13 protein-coding genes and 7 pseudogenes are annotated in these 15,713 nt (G+C 40.2%); 7 read left to right on the top strand and 13 right to left on the bottom strand.

What is annotated here, in order from left to right:
• Positions 1-2 precede the first annotated feature (2 nt).
• Entirely contained in the window at positions 3-1,085 is a 1,083-nt protein-coding gene (locus AC6H44_RS18580; RefSeq protein WP_500738731.1) for an efflux RND transporter periplasmic adaptor subunit, read from the bottom strand.
• Between the two features lie 121 nt (positions 1,086-1,206).
• On the opposite strand from AC6H44_RS18580, the gene AC6H44_RS18575 reads away from it, so the two are divergent.
• Together AC6H44_RS18575 and AC6H44_RS18570 are read left to right on the top strand one after the other, a co-directional pair.
• Positions 1,207-2,109, top strand: coding sequence for a LysR family transcriptional regulator (locus AC6H44_RS18575; RefSeq protein ID WP_500738730.1), 903 nt, complete (start codon positions 1,207-1,209; stop codon positions 2,107-2,109).
• Positions 2,099-2,317 (top strand): annotated as a pseudogene (locus AC6H44_RS18570) (MGMT family protein); the annotation flags it as partial. The gene AC6H44_RS18575 and the pseudogene AC6H44_RS18570, both read left to right, overlap by 11 nt.
• 20 nt (positions 2,318-2,337) lie before the next feature.
• Here the strand turns inward: AC6H44_RS18570 and AC6H44_RS18565 are convergent.
• The 3 genes and pseudogenes from AC6H44_RS18565 to AC6H44_RS18555 form a co-directional block, all read right to left on the bottom strand.
• Positions 2,338-3,012 (bottom strand): annotated as a pseudogene (locus tag AC6H44_RS18565) (IS1634 family transposase); the annotation flags it as partial.
• 12 nt (positions 3,013-3,024) lie between these two features.
• Positions 3,025-4,638, bottom strand: a complete 1,614-nt coding sequence (locus AC6H44_RS18560; RefSeq protein WP_500735873.1) for an IS1634 family transposase — start codon at positions 4,636-4,638, stop codon at positions 3,025-3,027.
• A gap of 130 nt (positions 4,639-4,768) precedes the next feature.
• Positions 4,769-5,719, bottom strand: a pseudogene (locus AC6H44_RS18555) (IS1634 family transposase); the annotation flags it as partial.
• Positions 5,720-5,844: 125 nt separating this feature from the next.
• Here AC6H44_RS18555 and AC6H44_RS18550 point away from each other — a divergent pair.
• A pseudogene (locus tag AC6H44_RS18550) lies at positions 5,845-5,940 on the top strand (MGMT family protein); the annotation flags it as partial.
• Between the two features lie 198 nt (positions 5,941-6,138).
• On the opposite strand, the pseudogene AC6H44_RS18545 reads toward AC6H44_RS18550, so the two are convergent.
• From AC6H44_RS18545 to trhA, 9 genes and pseudogenes are all read right to left on the bottom strand, one after another.
• A pseudogene (locus AC6H44_RS18545) lies at positions 6,139-7,047 on the bottom strand (IS4 family transposase); the annotation flags it as partial.
• A gap of 19 nt (positions 7,048-7,066) precedes the next feature.
• On the bottom strand, positions 7,067-8,680 hold the full coding sequence (locus AC6H44_RS18540) for an IS1634 family transposase (protein WP_500738046.1): 1,614 nt from the start codon (positions 8,678-8,680) through the stop codon (positions 7,067-7,069).
• Positions 8,681-8,803: 123 nt separating this feature from the next.
• Positions 8,804-9,100 (bottom strand): annotated as a pseudogene (locus AC6H44_RS18535) (IS4-like element ISPtu1 family transposase); the annotation flags it as partial.
• Positions 9,101-9,253: 153 nt separating this feature from the next.
• A pseudogene (locus AC6H44_RS18530) lies at positions 9,254-9,403 on the bottom strand (DUF4277 domain-containing protein); the annotation flags it as partial.
• A gap of 211 nt (positions 9,404-9,614) precedes the next feature.
• On the bottom strand, positions 9,615-9,827 hold the full coding sequence (locus AC6H44_RS18525; protein ID WP_500738728.1) for a hypothetical protein: 213 nt from the start codon (positions 9,825-9,827) through the stop codon (positions 9,615-9,617).
• 37 nt (positions 9,828-9,864) lie between these two features.
• The gene (locus AC6H44_RS18520; RefSeq protein WP_500737093.1) at positions 9,865-10,998 is read right to left on the bottom strand and encodes an ISAs1 family transposase; all 1,134 of its coding nucleotides are present in this window, start codon (positions 10,996-10,998) and stop codon (positions 9,865-9,867) included.
• Between the two features lie 55 nt (positions 10,999-11,053).
• The gene (locus tag AC6H44_RS18515) at positions 11,054-11,632 is read right to left on the bottom strand and encodes a phosphoribosyltransferase (protein ID WP_500738727.1); all 579 of its coding nucleotides are present in this window, start codon (positions 11,630-11,632) and stop codon (positions 11,054-11,056) included.
• 208 nt (positions 11,633-11,840) lie between these two features.
• The gene (locus AC6H44_RS18510) at positions 11,841-12,092 is read right to left on the bottom strand and encodes a hypothetical protein (RefSeq protein ID WP_500738726.1); all 252 of its coding nucleotides are present in this window, start codon (positions 12,090-12,092) and stop codon (positions 11,841-11,843) included.
• 255 nt (positions 12,093-12,347) lie between these two features.
• Positions 12,348-12,977: a PAQR family membrane homeostasis protein TrhA gene (gene trhA / locus AC6H44_RS18505; RefSeq protein WP_500738725.1), complete on the bottom strand. Its 630-nt coding sequence runs from the start codon at positions 12,975-12,977 to the stop codon at positions 12,348-12,350.
• Between the two features lie 298 nt (positions 12,978-13,275).
• On the opposite strand from trhA, the gene AC6H44_RS18500 reads away from it, so the two are divergent.
• The 4 genes from AC6H44_RS18500 to AC6H44_RS18485 all read left to right on the top strand — a co-directional run bounded on the left by AC6H44_RS18500 (position 13,276) and on the right by AC6H44_RS18485 (position 15,711).
• Complete coding sequence (locus AC6H44_RS18500) at positions 13,276-13,557, top strand: hypothetical protein (protein ID WP_500738723.1); 282 nt, start codon at positions 13,276-13,278, stop codon at positions 13,555-13,557.
• Positions 13,558-13,788: 231 nt separating this feature from the next.
• Positions 13,789-14,367 (top strand): LON peptidase substrate-binding domain-containing protein, encoded by a 579-nt coding sequence (locus AC6H44_RS18495; RefSeq protein WP_500738721.1) that lies wholly within the window; start codon positions 13,789-13,791, stop codon positions 14,365-14,367.
• A 68-nt stretch (positions 14,368-14,435) separates the two neighbouring features.
• Entirely contained in the window at positions 14,436-15,053 is a 618-nt protein-coding gene (locus AC6H44_RS18490; protein ID WP_500738719.1) for a sigma-70 family RNA polymerase sigma factor, read from the top strand.
• On the top strand, positions 15,046-15,711 hold the full coding sequence (locus AC6H44_RS18485) for a ChrR family anti-sigma-E factor (protein WP_500738717.1): 666 nt from the start codon (positions 15,046-15,048) through the stop codon (positions 15,709-15,711). Before AC6H44_RS18490 ends, AC6H44_RS18485 begins: the two co-directional genes overlap by 8 nt.
• Positions 15,712-15,713 lie beyond the last annotated feature (2 nt).

Below are 15,713 nucleotides of genomic sequence, written 5' to 3'. Positions count from 1 at the left end.
GATTATAAGCCTCGCTCTTTATTCCAAGGACGAACAGACATTCCCTCTTTTAAAGAGTGCACACCGGCGGATACAATCATTTGCCCCTCATTGACGCCACTAAGTACTTCAATAGTATCGTCATGAAGTTGACCCACAACCACTGCTTGCTTATGTATGGTTTGTGTCGTTTGATTAAAAACCCAAACATAGGCATTTTGCTCTGGGCTTTGGTTAGGATCTGAAAACACAGACTCGATAGGTAAAATAGTGTAGGGGGTTTGTGAACGTGTCACTTTACTTAAATCTATCATTACTTGCCCCGACATACCTGCTAACAGGTTAAAATCTTCAGGTATTGGTAATGAAAATACGACTTTATAAGTAAGAGTCGCGGGATCTGCTTGCGTATCCCATTCTTTAAGTGTCAGTTTGTATTGTTTGTCGTGGTAACCGTCAAATTCAACCATGGGTTGGTATTGAGTATCTTTTTGAATGCGAGCAACGATTTTTTCAGGTACTTGTATTTTTACGTCCATAAAGTCGCGCGTTTCTAAGCGAAGTACATTTTGTTTAGCCTGAATACTCTCAAAGTTTTTTACAAATACCTTAGCCACAATGCCCGCAAAAGGAGCACGCAGTTCACTGTACGCTAAGTTAGTTTGCGCTATTTCAAAAGCAGACTCAGCCACTTGTTCATTAGCCACGGCTTGGTCAAGTTCTGATTGGCTGGTTATATTCTTATCAAATAGCTGTTTAATGCGTTTTAATTGCGATTTAGCGAGTTCATAACGTGCTTTACGTTCATTGTATTGTAATTGAAAATCATCGGGATCTAATTTAGCTAAAAGTTGTCCCTTTTTAACCTCTTGGCCTGCTAAAACAGGAAACTCAATTAACTCGCCATTCACTCTAAAAGCAAGGTATGAGCCTTGGTTTGCAACCACTTCCGCAGGAAAACTACGCATGTTTATTTGTGAATCATGGCCAATACTAAATAATTTAACGGGGCGAATAGGATCCTCTTTAATAGTTAGCTCAGGCTCTGAACAACCAATTAAACTCAGTAATGTCGCAGACAGTAAACATAAGCGAAACAGTGGCATGTTATCTCCATGATAAAAATACTAAATAATTGAATGCAGCATACTCCGCAAACATATAAAATAAAATTCATTAAATTTTAGAAACTCAATAAGTTTTACTTATGTTTTTTTTGGAGAAGTGATGAAACTTAATCAATTACAGATTTTAGATGCTATTGTACAAAGTGCTAGTCTTAGTGTGGCAGCTATAAAACTGCACAAAACCCAACCAGCACTCACTCTTGCCATTAAAAGCTTAGAAGAAAAAGTGGGTTTTGAACTACTTGACCGTTCTAAATATCGGTTACAACTGACAGAAAAAGGCCGTATTTTTCATCGTGAAGCAAAACAGCTTTTAAATGCTAACGAACAACTTACTCAATTAGCAACAGAGTTAGCATTAGGGAACGAGGCACAATACAGAGTTTGTTACGAGCAAATTTGTCATGTACAAAGTTACAACCAAATTATTAGTAATACATTTAAACACTTTTCTAGTACTGAGTTTAGTTTAACCAGTGGTAAACGCTTTGTGTCTTTGGAGCAAGTTAATTCAGGGCAAGCCGAGCTAGGCATTGGTCCCTGGTTTGACCTATTTCATGCAACAGGTGACTTAGAAAGTTTACCCATAGGTAAATTAGATATTGGTATTGTAGGTGCTAAAGGTGTACTACCGGCTCAGCTTAGCTATGATGAGCTGCAACTTTACCCTTGTTTAGCTATGTTTGAAAGTGGCTTGAGCATAGACAGCGACAGGCTTTCTTATTCAAAGGGCGCTGCTGTGATGAAAATTGATGATATTTCTACCTTAAAGTCTTTTTTACTTTCAGGGGCGGGGTGGGCAATGATGAGTTTAGGTCATTGTAAAAAAGAGATAGCGGCAGGCTCACTGCAACAAATAATAGTCACCGACAGGGAGCATCAATTTAGTGCGCAAATTCGTGCATTTCGCCAACATGCTAAACATCACGGCCCTGTTGCGCGCAAAATTTGGCAGCAATTTAAATTACTCAGTCAGGAGTATTTAAGCAAGAATGGATGTTAATAAAGAAACGGTTATTTACACTATCATAGCCAATATACCCAAAGGCAGTGTTGCCAGTTATGGCCAAGTAGCAGCACTTGCGGGTTATCCTAATAATGCTAGGTTGGTAGGTCGTTTATTAAAAGAGATGCCAAAAGATTCGGCGATCCCTTGGCATCGAGTGGTTAATAGCCAAGGTAAAATATCGTTTCCCGAAGGAAGTGATAAATCCGATCTTCCGCACCCATTTTAAGAATAAATCCGCTGATATTTTTCACCCAAGCAATCAATAATGGTTTGATTGCGCGGTTGCATATTCGCCACTATGGGTGGTTTATCTGGTATGTACATGATGATGATATGCTCGAAGCACTGGAACACCCAGCGTGCCGTGGGGCGTTGGCCCGGCTTGTATTTCATCGTGGGGAAGTAGCAGTCTTTCTCCACCAAGGTTTTACGGATTTGGTGCTCCAGCCCTGCATACACCATTAAGCAGCAGGTCATCACCATGAGTAAGGCTTCAATGCGTTCAGGCTTTTTAAGGTAAATGGCGCTGGTTAAAAAGTCCGGGCTTTTTAAAAAGCGAAAGCCTTTTTCCACATTTTGCTGCGCTTTGTAACTGCTCAGCAAGCTGGCCATATCAAGGTGGTCGCTCACATCATTGGTGGCAATAATAAATAACCCCAGTTGTTGTAAAGCGGCTTCTCTGGATGCCAGTGGTGTGCATAATGCACCCGCAATCAGGTATTCGATACGTTCAGGAAATTGTCCGAGTTTAGGGCGTCCTGCTCCCTTAAAAATGGCTACTTCAACAACATGTGCATCCACATCACATACCGCTTGTTTACCTCGCCATTTTATAAGGGCGCTTTGTGCGTCTTTTTCGCAAGCGAAGCGTTGTTGGCACAGTTTTTTAACCGATCTTCCGCACCCATTTTAAGAATAAATCCGCTGATATTTTTCACCCAAGCAATCAACAATGGTTTGATTGCGCGGTTGCATATTCGCCACTATGGGTGGTTTATCTGGTATGTACATGATGATGATATGCTCGAAGCACTGGAACACCCAGCGTGCCGTGGGGCGTTGGCCCGGCTTGTATTTCATCGTGGGGAAGTAGCAGTCTTTCTCCACCAAGGTTTTACGGATTTGGTGCTCCAGCCCTGCATACACCATTAAGCAGCAGGTCATCACCATGAGTAAGGCTTCAATGCGTTCAGGCTTTTTAAGGTAAATGGCGCTGGTTAAGAAGTCGGGACTTTTTAAAAAGCGAAAGCCTTTTTCCACGTTTTGCTGCGCTTTGTAACTGCTCAACAAGCTGGCCATATCAAGATGGTCGCTAACATCATTGGTGGCAATAATAAATAACCCCAGTTGTTGTAAAGCGGCTTTTCTGGATGCCAGTGGTGTGCATAATGCACCCGTAATCTGGTATTCGATACGCTCAGGTAACTGCCCTGCTTTAGGGCGTCCTGCTCCCTTAAAAATGGCTACTTCAACAACATTTGCATCCACATCACATACCGCTTGTTTACCTCGCCATTTTATAAGGGCGCTTTGTGCGTCATTTTGGCAAGCGAAGCGTTGTTGGCACAGTTTTTTAAAGCTTTTGCGGGCAACTTCTCCGGCTTTTAGCATACGCTTGTTCAGGTTATGCTGCTCTCGCTTATACGCCTGCTCACTGCGAATGAGTAGCCATTTTTGTTTCACCCCCCCGTATTCACTGTCATAACTCACGCCTTCATAGCCTGGTGAGATAGGGGTGAAATTCAAGTTAGGCGCTTGCTTAACAAGGGTTTTAGCTTCTTTGAGGGTTTGCGGTACCCGCGTAATGAACAGTTGGCCTTGAGTATGTAAATCTACAATCGTTTCTTGCACATACAAGGCGGCATCGGCCACCAAATAGCGGCTGGCTTGCGCGGCTTTTAAACTGCCAATATGCGCCTTTACAATCTGTTTAAAGCCTTCCATGTCATTACTGTTGCCACTGGCAGGCTTCATATAAACCGGTATGCCGGATTGGTTCTCACAGATAAGATTGAGTATCACTTGGTTGAGCTCAGGGCGATGGTCGCGCGAATAACCTTTGGCGATACGGATAGGTTTTGGTTCGTCATCATCAGGCTCGCTTGTCGCTTTGCCATCGTAATGAAAGCTTGTTGAATCAAGGTGTAAAGCTTCGGTTTGTAACCCTAATTTCTCTACCACCGCCTCACCCAATTGCTGATACAGCTTCGATACGCCGTATTCATATAAGGTGTCTAAACAGCGACCAAGCGCATCGTCGTTGATGTGCTCGGACTTTACGCCTTCACCAATTAATCTATCAAGCGGCTTGCCTTGAAAATACTCGCTGTACATATGCAGTGTGCGGCCAGTGAAACCTAGGCCGTTTAGCACCATAGCCAACACTAATTGACCACAACTGATGTTGCGCTCAGGCGCCACGCCACCGAGTGCGTTATCAATAATATCGACAAAACCTAGATCGTGACAAAATCCAGCAACTAAGCCGTGGTGTTCGAGTTTTTGGGCATAAGGGATAGACATAAATACGCGCTCTCAAAAGAGAGTAATAGATCAAATATAGGGATCGCCGTCAAGTATTTTTTAACAACAACAGTCTAACCGCTCAATTAATGAGCAGGTTTAATTCAAAATAGGGGTGCGGAATGACAGTTTTAAAGCTTTTACGGGCAACTTCTCCGGCTTTTAGCATACGCTTGTTCAGGTTATGCTGCTCTCGCTTATACGCCTGCTCACTGCGAATGAGTAGCCATTTTTGTTTCACACCACCGTATTCACTGTCATAACTGACGCCTTCATAGCCTGGTGAGATAGGGGTAAAATTCAAGTTAGGGGCTTGCTTAACAAGGGTTTTAGCTTCTTTGAGGGTTTGCGGTACCCGCGTAATGAACAGTTGGCCTTGAGTATGTAAATCTTTAATGGTTTCTTGCACATACAAGGCGGCATCGGCCACAAAGTAGCGGCTGGCTTGCGCGGCTTTTAAACTGCCAATATGTGCCTTTACAATCTGTTTAAAGCCTTCCATATCATTGCTGTTGCCACTGGCAGGCTTCATATAAACCGGAATGCCTGACTGGTTCTCACAGATAAGATTGAGTATCACTTGGTTGAGCTCAGGGCGATGGTCGCGCGAATAACCTTTCGCGATACGGATAGGTTTTGGTTCGTCATCATCAGGCTCGCTTGTCGCTTTGCCATCGTAATGAAAGCTTGTTGAATCAAGGTGTAAAGCTTCGGTTTGTAACCCTAATTTCTCTACCACCGCCTCACCCAATTGCTGATACAGCTTCGATACGCCGTATTCATATAAGGTGTCTAAACAGCGACCAAGCGCATCGTCGTTGATGTGCTCGGACTTTACGCCTTCACCAATTAATCTATCAAGCGGCTTGCCTTGAAAATACTCGCTGTACATATGCAGTGTGCGGCCAGTGAAACCTAGGCCGTTTAGCACCATAGCCAACACTAATTGACCACAACTGATGTTGCGCTCAGGCGCCACGCCACCGAGTGCGTTATCAATAATATCGACAAAACCTAGATCGTGACAAAATCCAGCAACTAAGCCGTGGTGTTCGAGTTTTTGGGCATAAGGGATAGACATAAATACGCGCTCTCAAAAGAGAGTAATAGATCAAATATGGGGATCGCCGTCAAGTATTTTTTAACAAAATTCGATCAACCGCTCATTTAATGAACTAATTTAATTCAGATTTAGGGTGCGGAATGACAGATAAATACCAAGAACAACGACAAAAACTGTTATTAGAAGGTGTCAGTTTTAAGAATAATAAAGTGAATATGCGCGAGTGTAGATGGGAGTGATATAACCACTCTCGGCAGATAAGTGCCCGCGAAGGTCGGATAAGCGAAGCGCCATCCGACAAAGTAAAATACCTTGCCAATAATTCTCAACATTTTATGTTGTCGATTGACTAGAGAGTGCCATAAGCAGTCATTGAAGATTTTTGATGTATGAAGTCAAGATTTGACCCTAAGGGATCCCCACATTTTTTATCCAAGCTACAAGCACTCACGGCAATCCTTATTTAATTGATTGAGTGCTTCTAAAAACGTTTTCAATTTTATTTTATAGCCAAATTTTTCGAAGTATTGCGTTCCTAAACTAAAACAAGACAGCACGTTTCTATCCCTTATCATATTCGCCTGAAAGCTTCTATGCACATTCAATATGTTTGCCGTTAAACCTGCTAGCCAAAGGATAAAATTAGCAATTAATGCAATCAATAATGCGACATTCAAGCGGCCTTTTTCATAGCTACGACAATGACGTAAGTTCAAGCCATTACTTGTGTTTTTTAAGTCTCTAAAGGACTCTTCTATTTGCATTCGTTGACTGTAAATTTTAACAATATCTTGTGCTGAATAATTAATATTGCACAATGAGGTAAATAATAACCATGGCTCCGTCGCACCTTTAGCATGTTTCAAGCTTACGCTGCTGCGAATAGTTTTTCCTCGAAGATTTTTCTTCTTTCTTTGTTTAGGTTTTGATTTATATAAGTAAAAGTGACCACTCAATGAATTGGCTTTAGCGAGTTGTGTTTCAAATAAATAAGCGGGTCTTGCAGTTGCTTTTGAGTAAAGTGTTTTGACTGGTGACCAACATGTATCATCTTCTGGCTTTTGATATTGTGTTTGATGCCTCACTCTGCCTACAAAATCCCAACCAAATTTAAGCACTAACTTAAACCAAGGATTGCGAAATCCTGCATCGGTAACGATGATCGGCTTGCACTCAGAAGGCAATATTGATTTAAGTGTTTTGAGGAAATCCTTATGCACGCTTTGCTTCATGTATTCACATTCACGAAAACTTTGCTCATAGATTGTCATTGCTCGACCTTTAACTGGGACTGCTGCTCGTAATAAATGAAACTCGCCACAGGGTGTTAACCCAGACCAATCAATCCGATCTTCCGCACCCATTTTAAGAATAAATCCGCTGATATTTTTCACCCAAGCAATCAACAATGGTTTGATTGCGCGGCTGCATATTCGCCACCATGGGTGGCTTATCAGACCAATACATTATGATGATATGCTCGAAGCACTGGAACACCCAGCGTGCCGTGGGGCGTTGGCCCGGCTTGTATTTCATTGTGGGGAAGTAGCAGTTTTTCTCGACCAAGGTTTTACGGATTTGGTGCTCTAACCCCGCGTACACCATTAGGCAGCAAGTCATTACCATGAGTAACGCTTCAATGCGCTCAGGCTTTTTCAGGTAAATAGCGCTCGTAAGGAAGTCGGGACTTTTTAAAAAGCGAAAGCCTTTTTCTACATTCTGCTGCGCTTTGTAGCTGCTCAGCAAGTTTGCCATGTCAAGATGGTCGCTAACATCATTGGTGGCAATAATAAATAACCCCAGTTGTTGTAAAGCGGCTTTTCTGGATGCCAGTGGTGTGCATAATGCACCCGTAATCTGATACTCGATACGCTCAGGTAACTGCCCTGCTTTAGGGCGTCCTGCTCCCTTAAAAATGGCTACTTCAACAACATTTGCATCCACATCACATACCGCTTGTTTACCTCGCCATTTTATAAGGGCGCTTTGTGCGTCATTTTGGCAAGCGAAGCGTTGTTGGCACAGTTTTTTAAAGCTTTTGCGGGCAACTTCTCCGGCTTTTAGCATACGCTTGTTCAGGTTATGCTGCTCTCGCTTATACGCCTGCTCACTGCGAATGAGTAGCCATTTTTGTTTCACCCCCCCGTATTCACTGTCATAACTCACGCCTTCATAGCCAGGTGAGATAGGGGTGAAATTCAAGTTAGGCGCTTGCTTAACAAGGGTTTTAGCTTCTTTGAGGGTTTGCGGTACCCGCGTAATGAACAGTTGGCCTTGAGTATGTAAATCTTTAATGGTTTCTTGCACATACAAGGCGGCATCGGCCACAAAGTAGCGGCTGGCTTGCGCGGCTTTTAAACTGCCAATATGTGCCTTTACAATCTGTTTAAAGCCTTCCATATCATTGCTGTTGCCACTGGCAGGCTTCATATAAACCGGAATGCCTGACTGGTTCTCACAGATAAGATTGAGTATCACTTGGTTGAGCTCAGGGCGATGGTCGCGCGAATAACCTTTCGCGATACGGATAGGTTTTGGTTCGTCATCATCAGGCTCGCTTGTCGCTTTGCCATCGTAATGAAAGCTTGTCGAATCAAGGTGTAAGGCTTGGGTTTGTAACCCTAATTTCTCTACCACCGCCTCGCCCAATTGTTGATACAGCTTCGATACGCCGTATTCATATAAGGTGTCTAAACAGCGACCAAGCGCATCGTCGTTGATGTGCTCGGACTTTACGCCTTCACCAATTAATCTATCAAGCGGCTTGCCTTGAAAATACTCGCTGTACATATGCAGTGTGCGACCAGTGAAACCTAGGCCGTTTAGCACCATAGCCAACACTAATTGACCACAACTGATGTTGCGCTCAGGCGCCACGCCACCGAGTGCGTTATCAATAATATCGACAAAACCTAGATCGTGACAAAATCCAGCAACTAAGCCGTGGTGTTCGAGTTTTTGGGCATAAGGGATAGACATAAATACGCGCTCTCAAAAGAGAGTAATAGATCAAATATGGGGATCGCCGTCAAGTATTTTTTAACAAAATTCGATCAACCGCTCATTTAATGAACTAATTTAATTCAGATTTAGGGTGCGGAATGACAGATCAATCGTCACGCATGGACGTCTAATTTGACCAATTACGCGGCGAGTGATTTCTTGGTAATAGTGGTTGCGGGAGTGCTGGACGCGAGGGTTGCCAAATAACCTATCCATTCGTTTAATAGTGTGTTTAACCTTCGCGTTGCTCTTTAGTTTTCGCCCTAAAGCAGCAATGGATAAGAACTTATGTTGGCAGAGTGTTTCTACCGCTTTCATTAATGTGCAGTGGTTACGCTTATCAATAATACCCGCTGTATTAGAAAATGTTTTATGTAATAATTTACTCAAGTGCATAGTCGATTTACTTTGTAATTTCTTTGGTTGGAAAAAACATATAAGATCAAAATTGGCTGTGCACTTCAACTATTTTTTACATTATCTTATTGATTTATATTATCAAATTGTGGGGATTCGTCAGGATTTGACCCCGTTTACTTTCATTTAAAACATGGCTTCAACAAGTTGACCATAAGAAATCAACTTATCAGGGCTTTGCTCAGGGAGTGATTGATCAATTAACTTAGCAATACCAAGTTCTTTGTTCATACCTGCGACTAAACCTAAATGATCAAGACTTTTTGTTGAATAAGACGCCATAAATTTTACACCACTTAAAGATAAGTAATAGATCAAAAATGGAGATCGTCGTCAAGCTTTTTTGTTAATTTTTTTGGGTGCGGAAAGACGGTTTAAACGCCTTGTTATGTATCTTTCAGGCACAAAAAAAACCGTGTAAAACACAGGCTCTTTCAAATATTTTTATTAGGCTTCAACGAGGCCTGAATCGCTCAGAGCAAACGCATTGAAACTATTCTTGAGGTCTGCCCTCAAAGATTCTATTTCTGATTTCTTCAAAGCTTGGTTTCTTGAGGTGTCCAGCTTCACCTTGCGTGAGTTTGTCCACACCAAAGCCAACTTCTTTTTTCCACCATTCATCAAGTTCATCTCCATGCTTGCTAAGTATTTTATTTAGCATTGTTTCTTTAATATTAAGTAAAGCAGCGCCATCATGCCCTGTCAAGGCAACTGCTAATATAACCAGGGCAAACGGGTTGATTTTATACAGTTAGCCCAACGGTTAGCACTTTCATCATATAAACATTATCCCAACCCGCTTTCAAGCGCTTGCTTTTCACTCCAACCTTTGCACTTTTTTCGTTCTTCAATAGATTAAGTGCTATTTTATTAATTAACGCGATGTTTTGAGCTGCATACCCACTGCGTAAACGGTTTTGGTCTTCATTAAAGCTAACGTCGAGTTGCCAATGTAATTTATTCTCCACATGCCAATGACTACGGATAGCATCAGCAATAAATGCAGCGTCTTTATCTTTATGGCTACTAAGATAATACCGCTTCTCATTCGAACTTACACCATTTACCTCTCGTGTTGAGCATATTACGGCAATACTTTTTAAGCTTTTCCATCGTGGATGTCGTGCTACCAGCCAATCTACTTCTGTCGTTAACCAAACCTCTCTATTTTCTATTCGCCCGTGATCACCATTTAGTGAACGATGCACGCTGTGTGGGATATTTTTAAATTGCGTGTTGAGCTGGGTATCTAAATGTAGTTTAACGTCATCATAAATCTCCCCTTGATTCCCCTTAAGTCCAAGCACATAGTTACCCTCGTTAGAGATTATTTGCTCACCGATTTTATACTGGCATCCCATGGCATCTGTTGTAATTGTCGCTCCTTTTATGTCAAGGAGCTCAAGCAAAATGGGGATAGCGGTTATTTCATTCGATTTATCAGCAACCTTAACTTGTCCTAAACAAAAATTATTCTCAACAGACCATGCACTGACTAAATGAGTTGCGGGCATACCTGAGGCTTTATCTAATGTACGGCGCATTACTTTACCATCCAGAGCAATCACTCCTTCTTTATTCTTACTTATTTCAGTGACCCATTTGGTAAATGCGCTGTTAAATTCAGTTGGGTTGAGGCGATTGAGTACGTCATTAAAAGTGTCATGACTAGGAATACCATTTTTCAGGTCTAAAAATTTCCGTAACCACTTTACTTTTGACTTTCCGTATTCTTCTATCTCGTTAAAATTATTGCAACCGCTGATAATAGCGCAAATAGCGATACTCAGAATATTAATAAGTGGATGGCGGACACTGGCAGAGTTTCTTGGATCGGTTAGTTGATTAAAAGCTTGGCTGATAGTCGTTTCTTTCATGTTTTGTACAGGCAAAGACTATTATAAACCACGATCATTAGGATCGGTCAAATGATCAAAAAGTACTTGTATGTTTTTTACCCGTTTGCCCTGCTAATATAACATTACCGCCTTTGTTTTCAATGTAGCCTCTTAGCGAAGCTAATGTACCACCCATCGATAATGTATCATCCAATATAACATAATCAGATCCTTTCTGTACATCCCCATCGAAAAATGGATATTGAGATAAACGATAAAATGCACCTTTATCCGTTCGCTGAGGCTTATTTGCCTGCACTATATCGCTACACAACTCACACTTTAATTTCACAGATAAGTAATAAGCTAAAGCAGCTGGGATTTTATTGGTCCCAAACTCTTCAATAGCATGAACGGGAAGAATTAGAGGGTTTGACTCTCCAATAACTTCTTTTAATTCATTTAGCTTAGCCAACGGGACAATGTCTTTAACTAAGCTATAAGCAGCCCCATTATTTCCATTTTTCTTGGCTTCATCATAGTCTGGATGATTTTTAGCGGTTCCTAAAGGGCAAAAAATAAAAACAGGAGGGAAATCATTCCAAGCTACACGCGTTTCGAGTTTTTGTATTCTTTTTCTGTATTCAGCAAGAGAAACGATTTTACTTGGCATCCATAAACCACTTATTCTAAATTTTGCGCATTATATAAAAAGTTAATATTTGATACACCATTAGATACATAACGCCAGCTTACACCGCAGACAACGCACAAACCAAGCCGCTGCATTAGACCTTAAACACTATAATGACCGCAAACCAAATATGCCACGCGTTGTTTGACGGTTTGAAGCTTTTGTTATAAAAAATTATCCCCCAACTTCAAACAATTCCATTTTGTATGTCACTTCTGATAATCTCCAAGACCTGATTATGCAAATCTTCATCGTGATAACGTTCAAAATCTGAAGCCGTATCTCTATCAAAGTGATATTTGTTTTGCTTACCATTGCTGTCGTTTGATACAAAAATTACAAATTCATCTAAATTTTCTGAAAACCTGATTGTGTAACTATTACCACTTACAATCATTGGAAAGGTTTTTGTAATATTAAAACTGGTTAAACTTGCCATGTATTTCTCCTTTTTTATAACAACTTTATCAGAGGACAATTTCCTATTTTAGCGCAAAAACGTCCTTATTTTGTGAACGTATATTAATAGAAAATAGTTTAAATTATTGCCAACTATAAATATTATGCTTTATACAGTTTATATAACATGCAAAAAAAAAAGGAAAGTGTCCTCTTAATATTACCAAGCTAATGACAACTCACCTGAATGACTATATTTCGCTCAAACTAGACCAATCTAAATGGATTAACCTGCCTAATAAACATAATTACTGATCGAAATATAATGGCTAACACATCCACCAATAACAAAAAGATGCCAAATAGCATGGCTATATTGAGTACTTTTAGCACTATAAAAAATAGTACCTACACTATAAAATAAGCCGCCAGCTAATAGCCAATAAAGTGCATTGATAGGCACGTTTAAATAAAGCGGATACACAATGGCTAATGCAAACCATCCCATTATTAAATAAGTAGCCAGTGATACTTTCTTATTGCCATTTTTAACCAGTAGCTTATAAGCGATGCCCGCAAACGCTACCGTCCAAATAAAGACTAAGGTAGCCCAAGACCAGACCCCAGATAACGACAGCAACAAAAAGGGCGTGTAGGTGCCTGCAATCAGTAAATAAATGGCGCAATGATCACATTTTTTGTAAAACGCTCTCAACCTTGGGCGTACACTGGCGTGATAAAGCGTTGAAGATAAAAATAAAATTAATACGCTGCTGCCGTAAATAGTTGTACTGATATAGCTTTCGATTGTACTTGCTTGTTTAAATAGATCCCAGATTACAAAAATAGCAAATAGAACGCCTAAACCATGTGTAATAACATTTAATAATTCTTCTTTTTTGGAATAGGGAGCTTCCATAGACATAACAGATCCTACCACTTATTTATTTGTGTTTAGTGTACAAGTGTACGCTGAAGCTTTCAATCCAGAATTAAATATTCAACGCGGTTTTATGCAGTCGCTTCCACTTGTTTATAAATTCACTATTATTTAGTTTTATTTTTAAATCTATTGGTCAAATTTACTAATGCAGTGTTCGGCATGAAACTTTTTTTATAAAAACTAATAAAAAACAACCTGTTATGAGTTTGTTTTTTATGGCACATCCCTTGAAAGAGTATTGATGTATTAATCAATAAACTAACAAACAAGGAATACCATTATGAAAACTTCAATTAAAATTACAGTAGCCAGTTTATTTGTATTAGGTGCTTCGCAGGCTCACGCAACAGAAGTAGATGTTAATATTACAGATATGTTATCGACCACGATAACAACGTATGTATCACAGGCAAGTAATGAACTTGAAAAGTCACTAAAAGAAACCGTTTCTTTTAATGCACAAGCTATGTTGGATAGCTTACTTGAAGCAACTCCTCCTACTGATAACGATGACATTAATGCAAAGCAAGTTGTGTTAACAGCGCAGCAAAAAAGTCTATAAAGGATTAGGAAATTAACGTTATGAGTAATGAATTCGAATTGTTAGCCCTGTTGTTGGCACCGGTGGCAAGTATATTAACTACATATTACTTGGTTTACATGATTAAAAATGTAGGAACAATATTAAATTACTAAGTGCTTTTACAGTTTAAAATAATCGATGTAACTAAAGCTGATCGACTTGAATCAAACGCACGTAAATAAAGGCAGAATGTTCAAAGAAGTAGACTTTATGAAAAGTGCGATTTTTCCACTACCAATATTTATATTACCTGAAGGCTACACGCGTTTACGTATATTCGAGCCTCGTTATTTGACCATGGTAAAAAACGCATTAAAAGCTAATAGCGGTTTTGTGCTGTGCACTTATGAGCACGATACGCCGTTCAATATTAGCGCTCAGGGTTGCCTAATGGACATTATTGATTTTGATCAAGACGAAAGCGGCACGTTACTTATTGATGTTTTTGCGTCACAAAGCGTGCAAATAGACAATGTATATCAAGATGAAAACGATTTACGTCATGGTGTCGTATCAGCATGCAACACACCGTATTGGTACAACAAAGATAATTATGAAATTGGTGAACATCTCCGTCTTCAAACGATTCTAGAAGATGTTTTTGCTAGTAATAAAGAGCTACAGTCTCTTTACAAGCAAACTAAATGTGATCAGTTATCCTGGGTTGTTGCTAGATGGCTTGAGTTACTCCCCATCTCAATAGAGAAAAAACAACAACTTGCATTCGAAACTAACTTTGAAAATTTGCTGAATTTCCTCCATACTGTGATTAATAATGAATTTGCCTAATAATTTTGATCCACTGATGTTTTTTGCTCGTAATATTACACAACAGAGCAATAACGGGATAAATTACTATGGTGAGTCAACAACTAAGTTGTGAACCTAACACAGGTAAGTACACTGCCATGCCAGAGACACCCAGTACGGAATTAAGAGAAGCACTCGTTAGTGTTGCTCAAACCCGTGATAAAAAATCATTCGCTTATTTGTTTGAATATTTTGCGCCCAAAATTAAACGTTTTGGCATTAAGCAATTTGGCGTAGAAGCACAAGCAATGGAACTAGTGCAAGAAACATTAACGTCTGTGTGGCGCAAAGCTCATTTATATAACAGCGATAAAGGCGCTGCAACGACATGGGTTTACACTGTCATGCGTAACGCGTCTTTTGATATGCTCCGAAAAATGAAGAGCAATAAAGAAGAAAATATCAGTGAAGATATCTGGCCGTTGTTGAATGAATCTGAAGACTCGCATCATGAATTTAGTGATCACCTTGAAGATCAACAAATAAAACGTTACTTAGATAAATTACCTCAAGCACAACGAGAAGTTGTTCGTGGAGTTTATTTTCAAGACATGTCGCAAGAGCAACTTGCGCAACAGTTAAATATTCCAGTAGGCACGGTAAAATCACGATTACGTTTAGCCTTGCAAAAATTACGTAATGAAATGGGAGAACAGCATGATTAAACACCATCCAAGTGAAACATTACTTTCACAATATTGTGCAGCATCGCTTCCAGCATCATTGAGCCTAGCTGTTTCCATTCATGTTGACATGTGCCCATTATGCCAAGCAAAAGTTGCTAAATTAGAGGCAAGTAATGCAAACAGTGTATTTAATGACGATATAAATACCGTGGCCGACTCACAGGACAACGAAGTAGTTGAGTCAAACCTTTTAAATTTAATTACAGCTGATGACTCAATTGATGAAGTTTACGCCATTAAACCTGTCAGCATTGAAGTTAACAACTATAATTATAATTTACCAAGGGCTTTGACGCGTTTTTCTCATGGCAAATTTACGCAAGTCGGTAAGCTTGCTCGAGCACGTATTGCGTTAGAAGATGGTCATTTACGCTCAAGTTTGTTACACATAGATGCTGGCGGTGAAATACCTGAGCATACACATACAGGCTTTGAAGTAACCCTATTACTTGACGGTGAGTTTACAGATGAAGAAGGCCGGTATGTTGCTGGTGATTTCATTTGGCAAGATGGTCGTCATCAACACACGCCTTTAACAAAAGAGGGATGCTTATGCTTTACTGTTGTCAGTAGCGCATTACATTTCAATAAAGGATTAAGCAAGTTACTTAACCCAATTGGTGGCTTGATTTATTAAGA

Source organism: Pseudoalteromonas sp. TAP-3C, from assembly GCF_059888565.1.
Note: the sequence above shows the minus strand (reverse complement) of the source record. Positions and strands in the feature narration are given on the sequence as shown.